This is a genomic window from Bacillus pseudomycoides DSM 12442 (assembly GCF_000161455.1).
Taxonomy (GTDB): domain Bacteria; phylum Bacillota; class Bacilli; order Bacillales; family Bacillaceae_G; genus Bacillus_A; species Bacillus_A pseudomycoides.
Genome location: NZ_CM000745.1, coordinates 5,617,248 through 5,630,225, shown reverse-complemented (window position 1 = coordinate 5,630,225; position 12,978 = coordinate 5,617,248). Strand labels below are relative to the sequence as shown.

Below are 12,978 nucleotides of genomic sequence, written 5' to 3'. Positions count from 1 at the left end.
TTATTCCACTAACTGCTAACGGTAAAGTTGATCGTGAGGCCTTGCCTGTACCAGAGGAGAGGGAAATTGAAAGTGAATGTGTTGCACCCCGGAATGGTAAAGAAGAAACACTGGCTACCATTTGGAAGCAAGTATTAGGGATTAAAAAGGTGGGAATCCATGATAACTTCTTTGAAATTGGTGGGGACTCGATTCTCAGCATTCAGATCATATCACAAGCGAGTCAATTGGGATTAAAACTTACACCCAAGCAAATGTTTGAATGCCCAACGATTGCCGAGTTGGCGCAAGTAGTCAAAGAAGATCAGGGAGTACAAGCGGATCAGGGGGTTGTGACGGGAGAGGTACCGCTTACTCCAATTCAGTATTGGTTCTTCGAGCAAGAACATCCGCGTCCACAACATTGGAATCAATCGATGCTTTTAAGAGTAAGAGAGAGATTGGATGTGGAGTTATTAGAGGAAGTCCTATTAAACTTACTCAAACATCATGATGCCTTACGTTTCCGGTATGAACAGTTACCAAATGCAACCTGGAAGCAGAGAAATGAGGGAATCGATGAACAGTCTGTACTTCGTGTGGTAAAGCGGAACGATGCTGATCAACAAGCGTGGAATCAAGTGATACAAGAAGAGATGGATATCACTCAAGCCAGTTTCAATTTACTTACAGGGCCGTTGATGAAAGTAGTGTACTTTGATGACGGTTCGAATGGGAACGATCGATTATTCTGGACGATTCATCATTTAGTAATAGATGGGGTATCATGGCGAATTCTATTGGAAGATTTACAGGCCGTATACAACCAGATGAAACAAGATCAGAGGGTTCAGTTACCTGCGAAAAGTACATCCTTTAAAGAATGGTCGGAACGACTACAGGCATACAGTGAGTCAGATCTTTCAAAAGAAGTAAAAGATTATTGGCATGAACAGGCAGAAAAACAAGTGATGACGATTCCGATGGACTACCCTATACAGGAAACGACAGAAGCATCGATTGATCAAGTGACGATAACGTTGGGAGTAGAAGAGACCCACGCGTTGTTACAAGAAGTTCCGATGACTCATAAGACAAGGATTAACGAGGTACTATTGACGGCATTAGTACAAGCTATAGCTGACTGTACAAATCAGCATAAGGTTTCTGTTCACTTGGAAGGACATGGGAGAGAAGAGGTGATTGAAGGCGTTGATCTATCGCGGACAGTGGGTTGGTTCACGAGTATTTATCCCGTTCACCTTGATCTTCAAGGAACAACAACACCTATTGAGGGATTAAAGGCTGTGAAAGAGCAATTGCGTCGAATTCCGAATCAGGGCATTGATTATGGCATTTTACGCTACTTGAGCAGAGAATTGCTTCCGTTTTATCAGCAGCAAAAACCATCAATAAGCTTTAACTATTTGGGACAATTTGATCAAGTGTTTTCCAAAGAATCTTTGTTTATGCAAGAGACAGGGTTTACACGCTTAGACCATGCTCCAGAATCGAAACCATCTCACCCGATTGATGTTGTTGGTATGGTGAAAGATGGGAAGTTACATTTTGTTTGGATGTATAGTAGAAAACAGTTTTCTAGATTGACGATTAAAGCGATAGCAGATGCCATGTTGAATCAACTTCGTCTACTGATAAATCCACCAACGACAGAGTCTGCTTTTACGGTATCTGACTTTGCTGATGCAGAGGCTCTTACGGAAGAAAGCTTGAGTAAAGTATTACTTAAATTAACAAAGAAGAGGGTGTAACGATGGGGGACATTATCGATATATACGGATTATCACCTTTGCAAAAAGGGATACTGTTTCATACTTTATATGATCAAGATGATGAGCATTCTTTTTCCTATATTGTACAGGTAGGTTTCTTACTCGGTGATCGATTGGATGTTGCTACTTTCGAAAAGGCCTGGGAATACGTCATTCACCGACATGAGATTCTACGTTCTGTTTTTGTGTGGGAGGAAGTAGAAAAGCCATTGCAAGCTGTTTATCAACGTCTTCCTTTTACTATTCGTCGAGAAGACTGGAGCGCTCTTTCATGTGGAGATAGGGAAAAGAAATTACACCAGTTTTTGAATGCTGATCGGAGAAAAGGGTTTTCGTTAGACGAAGCACCGTTGATGAGAATCACTGTGATTAAAGAAGCAGAAGAAGAAACGAGAATCATTTGGACGCATCATCATATTTTGTTGGATGGGTGGAGTGTGTCCCTGATCTTCGGTGAAGTGATGGGAGTTTATCTCAAGATGATAAAGGGAGAAGCATTCGATCTTCCAAAGTCTCTTCCCTATAAAAAATATATCCAGTGGATTAATAAACAAGATCGAAGTAAAGCTGAGAAATTCTGGACAGAAGAATTAAAAGGATTTCATGCACCTACGCCATTAGCGATGGAAAGAAGTGACCAGGGGCAGGAGAAGGGTTATGGAGAGAGCGTTTATCAGCTATCTGAGGAACTGACTGAAACTTTACAAGAGTGGGTACGAAATAGTCAGCTAACATTAAATACGTTAGTGCAAGGAGCCTGGGCTTACTTGATGAGCCGGTATAGCGGTGAAAGCGATATCGTATTTGGTGTGACTAGCTCTGGACGTCCTACTGAATTAGCAGGGGCAGAGAAAATGGTTGGTCTATTCATTAACACATTGCCTACCCGAATTCATGTAAAGAATGATACATCAGTAGTAGACTGGCTCCGTAAGATACAGATGAAAGAAATGGAACGGAGACAATACGAGTATAATTCGTTGGTCGATATTCAAGGGTGGAGTGAAGTTCCAAGGAGCAGTACTTTATTTCATACCTTGTATGTGTTCGAAAATTACCCGATCCAAGGAGAGCGCAATGCTGATTTAAGATTACTAGAGGTCCAAAGTGCAGAACAAACAAATTATCCTTTGACGCTCATTGCAATGCCAGGTAAGGAATTTACTTTGAAGTTGATGTATGACCGCCATCATTTTGATGAAGAGACCATTCATCGGATTCAGGATCATCTATCGCAAACATTAATTCAGATGACGAAAAGCTCAGATTCAAAGCTATCCGAAATTACCCATTTAACAATGGAAGAGCAGGTACAACTGCTAGAGAAATGGAATGATACCCAAGTAGAATATTCATCTGAAAGCATGATTCATACGTTATTTGAGCAGCAAGTGGAGAAAACGCCAGAAGCGATCGCGGTTATTTATGAAAATGAGAAACTTACCTATAGAGAGCTGAATGAGCGTGCTAATCAGCTAGCTCACTATTTACAGAAGCGTAGTGTGGGTCCAGAGTCTTTAGTCGGTGTATATATGGAAAGGTCGCCAAAAATGATGATAGCGTTGCTAGGGGTTCTAAAGTCAGGAGGAGCTTATGTTCCACTTGATCCTACGTATCCCGAGAATCGGCTACGCTATATATTAGAAGATGCTAGAATCGAAGTACTAGTGACGCAAGAAAAGTTAGAAAAAATAGGTATATCCGAACAAATCGAAACAATTTGTATGGATCAAGATCGCATTGCGATTGAACAGGAAGAACCGATCGCATGTACAAGCAGTGTAACAGGAAAAAATTTAGCATACGTTATGTACACTTCAGGATCTACAGGTAATCCAAAGGGAGTGATGATTGAGCATCATTCGGTGATTAATTATCTTGAATGGATGCAACATCAATATCCACTCTCTGAAAAGGATGTGGTCTTGCAGAAAACACCATTCTCATTTGATGTATCGGTGTGGGAGTTATTTTGGGGTATTAGTGTAGGAGCATGTGTATCCTTCCTGCCTCCAGGTGGAGAAAAGGATCCTTCTATAATAGCTGAAGTGATAGAGAAGCATCAGGTTACTGTTGTCCAATTTGTTCCTTCGATGCTATCTGTTTTCTTAGACCATTTCGATCATATTGATTTGAAACTGAAATGTTCGTCCGTGCGTCATGTGTTTTCCGGTGGGGAAGAGCTAAGTCCAGGGTTGGTTAGACGATTTCAACAGCACTGGAATCAGAGCGGACAAGTAAAATTGACCAACTTTTATGGACCAACAGAAGCAACCATTTACGTGAATGCATTTGACTGTCAACCCCATCAAGAATTTGTTTGTATTGGTAATCCAATACAAAATATTCAGCTGTATGTATTAGATCAGAATCAGTGCTTGCAATCGATAGGGATAGAGGGTGAGTTGTATATTGGTGGTGCAGGTTTAGCGCGTGGTTACTTAAACCGACCTGATCTCACTGCTGAAAGATTCGTTCCGCATCCGTTTCAATTAGGAGAACGGCTATATCGAACCGGAGATTCAGTAAGATATCTAACTGATGGGAATTTAGAATTTATAGGCAGAATGGACCATCAAGTGAAAGTGCGTGGCTTTCGGATTGAGCTTGGAGAAATTGAAGCGACTTTAGAAAGGCATTCGTCTATTAAAGAGACTGTCGTGCTAGTGAGAGAAGATCGCCCTGGTGATCAGCGATTGGTAGCGTATGTGATAAGCGATGGAAATATCCAAAATTGGCGAGCGTATCTCCAGGACCAATTACCGAATTACATGGTTCCAGCACACCTTGTAGAGTTGGAATATTTCCCACTTACTCCGAATGGGAAAATCGACCGAAAAGCCTTACCAGCGCCGGAAGGACAATCTATGGGAGAGTTTAACGTCCTACCAAGAACGTCATCGGAAGAGCTCATCGCCTCGGTTTGGAGTCAAGTGTTAGGAATAGAAAATATCGGCATTCAGGACTCTTTTTTTGAACGTGGTGGGCACTCATTACTCGCTACCCAAATCGTCTCTCGATTACAAGAAGCATTCCAGATCAAAATCCCGCTACGTGAACTTTTCAAGTACGATACGGTGGAGGCACTGTCGAAGCGACTGGATCAGTTGTGTAAAGGAGATAAAAAACGAGAGATTCCACCACTTGTACCTATGTCGCGGGAAGAATCTATTCCGCTTTCTTACGCACAGAAACGCCTATGGTTCATGGATCAATTAATGCCAAATAGTGCGATGTACAATATTCATGCAGCATGTCGACTGACAGGAAAATGGTCACTTGAAGCATTGGAGACGGGATGGAATCAGTTGATTGAACGTCATGAATCATTGCGGACGGTAATTCAAGAGCGAGAGGGTGAACCCGTTCAACAGGTTCAGTCGCATGTTTTCAGACCTCTCCCTCAAATGGATCTAACAACTCTCCCTCTGGAAGACAGAGAAAGAGAGTTGAAGCGGCTCGTTCAAAACGAGGCGGAGGAACCATTTCATTTGGGACAAGGTCCTTTGATCCGAACACGAATTTTGAAAGTGGACAAAGAGGAATGGGTACTTCTTTGTACGATGCATCATATTGTTTCGGATGGGTGGTCAATGGGAATCTTACTCGAAGAATGGATGGCTTTTTATGAAGGAGCCATTAGTGGAAAACCAGTTGAACTGAGGGAGTTACCTGTTCAATATGCGGACTTTGCCATGTGGCAAAAAGAATGGCAAAAAGAAGAGAATCTTGATCAGCACCTTCAATATTGGAAGGAAGAATTGGCCGGTGAGTTACCGGTCTTGCAATTACCGATGGATCGTCCTCGACCTGCTGTTCAAACCCACCGTGGTGCAAGTCAATCTCTGATGGTGGCGAATTCCTTACGGGAAAAGCTCAAGGAATTAAGTCTGCAAGAAGACTCCACCTTATTTATGACCTTGATGGCGGCGTATCAAAGCTTCCTTTCTCGTTATACGGGACAAGATGACATCTTGGCTGGAAGCCCGATTGCGAACCGGAATGTTAAAGAGATTGAAGGATTAATAGGTTTCTTTGCAAATACGTTGGTTTATCGAGCTGATTTCAGTGGAAATCCGACGTTCCAAGAACTTCTGTCGCAGATACGAAAAAAAGCACTAAAAGCATACGAGTATCAGGACATTCCGTTTGAGAAAGTGGTAGAAGCCGTAAAACCTGAACGGAATACCAGTCATTCACCGATTTTCCAAACCATGTTTACCTTACAGAATATGAAACAAGAGTTACCTCAGCTATCTGAAAGAAACATGGAGCTGATGGAAAATCATACTTCGGTTGCCAAATTTGATTTGAGTTTATTTGCATCGGAGACGGAAGAAGGGTTATTGCTAACTTTTGAATATAATACCGATTTGTTTAATGCTGCAACTATTGAACGAATGGCAGGTCATTTTGAACATTGGTTATATGAAATTGTATCTCATCCAAAAGATTCACTATCAAAGCTGAATATGCTATCGAAAGCAGAATATAAGAGGTTACTAGAGGAATGGAATGACACAGGTGTCGTGGCCATACGTGAAAGCACGATTCATACATTGTTTGAGGAACAAGTGGAGAAAACGCCAGAAGCGATCGCGGTAGTGTGCGAAGATGAGGAGCTAACGTATCAAGAACTGAACGAACGCTCCAATCAGTTGGCCCATTATCTTCAAAAGAGGGGTGTGGGATGCGAATCATTGGTTGGGATCAGCGTTACACGTTCATCCGAGATGATTGTCGGTCTCTTAGGAATCATGAAAGCAGGAGGAGCGTATGTTCCGATTGATCCTGCGTATCCGGAGAGTCGGATACGGTATATTTTAGCGGATGCTCAAATCGAGGTACTGGTGACACAGGACAAGTTGCAGCAAAAAATGACGTTACCTGAATCGGTTAATATGATTTGTATCGATCGTGATCGAGCAGCGATCGAACAGGAAGTAACGACCGTATGTACGAGTGAAGTGACAAGCGATAACTTAGCTTATATCATCTATACCTCAGGATCCACTGGCAATCCTAAGGGAGTGATGATTGAGCATCGGAGTACGTTGGCGATGATCCATTGGGCACATCAAACCTATTCCCGACAGGAATTAGCAGGAGTGCTGGCTTCAACTTCACTATCCTTTGATCTATCGGTTTTTGAAGTATTTGTTCCTTTGACGAGGGGTGGCAAGGTAATTGTCGCTGAAAGTGCCCTTCATCTGGACAAGTTGTCTACGAAGGATGTGACCTTGGTCAATACTGTGCCATCAGCAGCGAAGGAACTGGTTCGAGCAAAGTTAATCCCTTCTTCGGTAAAAGTGATGAATTTGGCTGGAGAACCGTTGCCACAGTCACTGGTCCAGCACTTGTATGAGAGAAGTCCGATTGAAAAGGTGTACAACCTATACGGTCCATCCGAAGATACTACTTATTCTACGTATATGAAGCTAGAAAAGGACGTCATGCACAAGGTGCCACCGATTGGTAGACCCATCTCTAACACAGAAGTATATGTACTCAGTGCAAACCAGCAAATGGTCCCGATTGGTGTAGTGGGTGAGCTTTACCTTGGGGGATCAGGCTTGGCGCGTGGCTATTTAAATCGCCCTGACTTAACAAACGAGCGTTTTATCCCGCATCCATTTAAAGAAGGGGAGCGAGTATATCGGACGGGAGATCTTGTGAGATATCTACCGGACGGGAATTTGGATTATCTCGGTCGGATCGATCATCAAGTGAAGATCCGTGGATTCCGGATTGAGCTAGGGGAGATTGAAGCGACGTTACAAAGTCATTCATCAGTTAACGAAGTCGTTGTGATGGTACGCGAAGATCATCCGGGTGATCAGCGTTTAGTTGCCTATGTAGCGGGAGAAGGAAATGCTCATGCGTGGCGTGATTATCTCAAGACCCAGTTACCAAATTACATGGTTCCGGCACACTTTGTCGAATTGACAGCATTCCCACTCACCCCAAATGGAAAAATCGATCGGAAAGCCTTACCTGCACCAGAGCGCAAGGAAGCAGAGGGTGGTTATGTTGCCCCTCGTACCCCTACAGAAGAAGCGATTGTTTCGATATGGCATCAAATTTTAGGCACTGAAAATATCGGGATTCATGATTCGTTTTTTGAACTAGGTGGCCATTCATTACTCGCTACACAAGCTGTTTCTAATCTGAATGAAACCTTTGGAATTGAGTTACCACTGCATGATTTATTTACGTATACTACGGTGCAGGAATTGGCAGAACGGGTTAATCAGTTGCGCTGTAGTGGAAATGAGCAAACGCAGAATGATAGTAAGGAGAATGTAAGTTTTCAAGACTATATTCAAAATGAAGCAGCAGCGAGTAATGATGAAGAGTTACTTGAACTTCTTAAGCAATTGGAAGAGTTATCAGAGGAAGAAGCGCAAGATATATTCGAGAGAAACTTGGTTGAGGAAGGTGTGAAAAAATGAGAAGTGATTTACTTGCAAAGTTGAATTCGCTTTCTCCTGAGAAGAGAGCGTGGCTTCAGAAGCAGATGCAGAAAAAGGAGAATAAAGAAGCGCTTCCGTTGTCCTATGCACAACAACGTTTGTTGTTTATGGACCGATTTAACCCAAACAGTTCAGTATATAATATTCCGACAGTATGGCGTCTAAAAGGAAATTGGATACCTGAAGCATTGGAAAAGGGATTAAATCGACTCATTGAGCGTCATGAATCATTACGCACCGTTTTTAAGGAAGTTGGAGACCAACCTATGCAACATATTGTGGAATTCCTTCCTAGAAAACTACCTGTAGAGGATTATTCTCACCTTCCTCTGGAAGTAAAGGAAAAAGAGATAGAGAGTTTGATTGCTAGAGAAGCGCAGGATCCGTTTGATTTAATGAATGGCCCTTTGATTCGTAATCAACTGGTTCAATTAGGGAAAGAGGAATGGTTATTGCTATGTACCATGCACCATATTATTTCTGATGCGTGGTCCATCGGCATATTGATCAATGAATTGCTTGCCTTCTATGAGGAAGAAATGAGTGGGAAGCCTGCTGGACTAAGTTCGCTATCGATTCAATATGCAGACTTTGCGAAATGGCAAAGGCAGTGGTTGCAGGGTGAAGTGCTAGATCGACAACTTACGTATTGGCAGGAAGAATTGTCCGGTGAGCTTCCTATACTACAACTGCCAGTGGATCGCCCTCGACCGGTTACGCAAACGTACGCTGGGGACACGTATCATGTGATTCTTCCTCACACACTACTCAGTTCATTGAAGGATTTAAGTCGACGAGAAGGATCTACCTTATTCATGACCTTAATGGCTGCATATCAGAGCTTTCTTGCTCGCTATACGGGGCAAGAAGATATTCTTGTCGGAAGTCCGATTGCGAATCGGAACCATAAAGGAGTAGAGGGATTAATCGGCTTCTTTGTTAATACGTTAGTCTATCGAGCGGATCTCAGTGGAAATCCGACGTTCCGGGAGATTTTGTCTCAGATAAAGAAAAAGGCGTTGAAAGCGTATGAATATCAAGATATTCCGTTTGAAAAAGTGGTAGAAGCTGTACAACCTGAACGGAGTACGAGTCATTCGCCCATCTTCCAGACCATGTTTACGCTACAGAATATAAAACAAGAACGAATAGAGCTGTCTGGGAGAAGTTTGGAAATGATAGAAAGTAATATTTCCATCGCGAAATTTGATTTGAGTTTAACCGCTTATGAGGTGGAAGAAGGTCTATTTGTCTCTTTTGAATACAATACAGATTTATTTGACAGTAGAACCATTGCACGTATGGCAGGGCATTTTGAAAACTGGTTGAACGAAATTGTTCATCATCCAGATGAATCATTTACAAAGCTGTCGATGCTAGCGGACACAGAACAGAAGCAGCTCTTGGAAGAATGGAATGACACTGACGTAGTTTATTCACATGAGAGCATGATTCACGAACTGTTTGAGCAGCAGGTTGCGCGTACACCTGGAGCGGTGGCGATAGTGTATGAAGGTGGACAGCTGACGTATCAAGAACTCAACGAGAAAGCGAACCAATTGGCACATTATTTACAGAAACGGGATATAGGACCTGAGTCATTGGTCGGTATATGTGTCGAGCGTTCACCCGAAATGATTATTGGTCTCTTAGGGATTCTCAAAGCAGGTGGGGCTTATGTCCCACTGGATCCGAGTTATCCTGAAAATCGCCTGAGATACATTTTAGAGAACTCGCAGATCCAAGTGCTTTTAACAAAGGAAGCGTTACAGGGTTGGTTGCCTGAAGGCATCCAAGCGATTTGTTTGGATCGAGATCAAGCAGCGATTTCTAAAGAGAGTAGCTTGGCACCAGTGAGCGGAGTGACAGCAAACAACTTGGCGTATATCATTTACACTTCGGGTTCGACAGGGAATCCTAAGGGAGTGATGATTGAACACCACTCGGTTATCAACCGATTACAGTGGATGCAAAAAAACTATCCATTATCTGAACAGGATACGATTCTTCAAAAAACGCCGTTTTCGTTTGATGTCTCTGTCTGGGAATTATTTTGGTGGTCATTTGTAGGAGCACGTGTTTGTTTACTTCCACCGGGTGGCGAGAAGGATCCTGCAATGATTGAGGAGTGTATTGAGCGATATCGCGTGACCACGATGCACTTTGTTCCGTCGATGTTATCTACTTTCTTGGATTATATGGAACAATTCAAAGCGAAAAAGGACGTATCGTCTTTGTGTCAGGTTTTTACCAGTGGAGAAGCGTTAAATACCGAACAAGTTCGCCGGTTTAAGGGTGTGTTTTATGATTCTCAGCAAACGAAGTTAAGCAACTTGTATGGTCCTACAGAAGCGACTGTAGATGTCACTTACTATGATTGTGATTTAGAAAAAGAACCGTTGCTTATTCCGATTGGTCGTCCGATTGATAATACCGAATTGTATGTGCTAGATCAAAGCCAACAGGTGGTACCGATAGGTGTGGCTGGGGAACTTTACCTTGGTGGTGTAGGCTTGGCACGTGGTTACTTCAATCGTCCAGAGTTAACTGCTGAACGTTTTATTCCGCATCCATTTAAGGAAGGGGAACGGCTCTATCGGACGGGGGACCTGGTGAGGTATCTGAATGATCGCAATGTGGAGTATATCGGAAGAATAGATAACCAAGTGAAAATCAGAGGATTCCGGATTGAGCTGGGAGAGATTGAAGCGTTCCTACACGATCATTCATCTGTGAAAGAGGCTGTTGTGTTAGTGAAGGAAGATCATCCTGGAGACAAGCAGTTAGTAGCTTATGTGGTGGGTGAAGGAGACACTGGAGAATGGCGTGAGCACCTCAAGACGCAATTACCGAATTACATGATTCCGGCATACTTTGTCGAGATGGAAGTGATGCCACTCACTCCGAATGGCAAAATCGATCGCAAAGCCTTACTGGCATTGGACGGACAGCCCATGAGCGTAAATATTGTCTCACCGCGAACACCAGTGGAAGAGCTCGTCGCATCGGTATGGAGTCAAGTGTTAGGCATAGAAAATATTGGTGTTCAGGATTCCTTCTTCGAGCTTGGTGGCCACTCGCTACTCGCTACCCAAGTTGTCTCACGTTTACAAGAAGTCTTCCAAATCGAACTACCGGTGCGTGAACTTTTTGAGTTTACAACGGTGGAGGCACTGGCGAAGCGACTGGATCAGTTGCGTAAAGGGGACAAAAAACGAGAGATTCCACCGCTTATGCCGATGGAACGGGGAGAAGCCATTCCGCTCTCTTATGCCCAACAGCGCCTGTGGTTTATTGACCAATTCACGCCTAATAGTGCACTTTATAATATGCCGATGGTATGCCGTCTTACAGGAAATTGGGTACCTGAAGCATTGGAGACGGGATGGAATCAGCTGATAGAGCGTCATGAATCTTTACGGACTGTGTTCCATGAAATGGATGGTCATCCTGTGCAGCAGATTCAACCGTATGCTTTCCGGTCCCTTCCTCAAATGGATTTAACTATGCTTTCTCCGGAAGAGCGAGACGCAGAAGTTAATCGTTTAATTCAGCAAGAAACAGAAGTGCCATTTGACTTAGGAGAGGGCCCACTGATTCGGACAATCGTCTTGCGAGTGGGAGAAGAGGAATGGATCCTCCTCTGCACCCTGCATCATATCGTTTCGGACGGATGGTCGATGGGAGTCCTACTTGAAGAATGGATAGCTTTCTATGAGGAAGCAACGGATGAGAGGGTAGCAGAACTTGAACCATTACCGATCCAATATGCGGACTTTGCTCAATGGCAAAAGGGATGGTTGAAGGAAGAAGTGCTTGAACAGCAACTCCACTATTGGCAGGAAGAATTGTCTGGTGAGCTTCCTGTGCTACAACTGCCGATGGATCACCCGCGTCCTGCGGTGCAAACCCATCGTGGATCGACACACACTGTGTTGCTGTCACGTTCGTTACGCGACAAACTGAACGAACTCAGTCGTCAAGAAGGGGCGACGCTCTTTATGACTCTGTTGGCTGCGTATCAAAGCTTCCTTTCTCGTTATACAGGACAAGAAGATATTCTCGTCGGAAGTCCAATTGCGAATCGTAATTACAGAGAGATTGAAGAATTAATCGGTTTCTTCGTCAACACGTTGGTTTATCGGGCTGATCTGAGTGGCGCACCGACATTCCAAGAGTTGTTGTCTCAGGTGCGGACAAAAGCATTGAAGGCGTATGAATATCAAGATATTCCATTTGAAAAAATTGTGGAAGTTGTGCAACCTGAGCGGAGTACAAGTCATTCTCCGATCTTCCAGACGATGTTCATCTTACAAAATATGAAACAAGAGCTTCCGGTGTTGTCTGGTAGAAGAATCGAAATGATAGAAAACCATAATTCGATCGCAAAATTTGATTTAAGTGTAATGGCAGCCGAGGCGGAAGAAGGATTAATTTTCTCTTTTGAATACAATAAGGATTTATTTGATGTTACAACCATCGAACGAATGGCAGGACATTTTGAGAACTGGCTACATGAAGTTTCTCATCATCCACAAAAACCGTTGAATAGTTTGAGTATGCTCTCCGAATTTGAGCGTGATTTGTTATTAGAGACATGGAATGACACTGCAATGGAAATGTCCCAAGAGGGTCTTATTTGCGACAGATTTGAGGACAAAGTAGCACGACGTCCCGATGCGATTGCAGTGGTCGATCAAATGAGAGAGTGGACCTATGGTGAACTGGATACA

Annotated in this window: 3 protein-coding genes; all 3 read left to right on the top strand. The window is 43.2% G+C overall.

What is annotated here, in order from left to right; genetic code table 11:
- The coding region (locus BPMYX0001_RS28425) for a condensation domain-containing protein (protein ID WP_033799541.1) at positions 1-1,751 on the top strand (1,751 nt) is incomplete at its 5' end.
- A gap of 2 nt (positions 1,752-1,753) precedes the next feature.
- Positions 1,754-8,224 carry a non-ribosomal peptide synthetase gene (locus BPMYX0001_RS28420; RefSeq protein WP_006097600.1) on the top strand — a complete coding sequence of 2,157 codons (6,471 nt, stop codon included), beginning with the start codon at positions 1,754-1,756 and terminating at the stop codon, positions 8,222-8,224.
- On the top strand, positions 8,221-12,978 hold a 4,758-nt coding region (locus BPMYX0001_RS32540; protein WP_033799540.1), incomplete at its 3' end, for a non-ribosomal peptide synthetase. The genes BPMYX0001_RS28420 and BPMYX0001_RS32540, both read left to right, overlap by 4 nt.

Bases quoted from the DNA above. Each gene is read 5' to 3' on its own strand.
- BPMYX0001_RS28420 (WP_006097600.1), top strand. From the start codon at position 1,754: ATGGGGGACATTATCGATATATACGGATTATCACCTTTGCAAAAAGGG.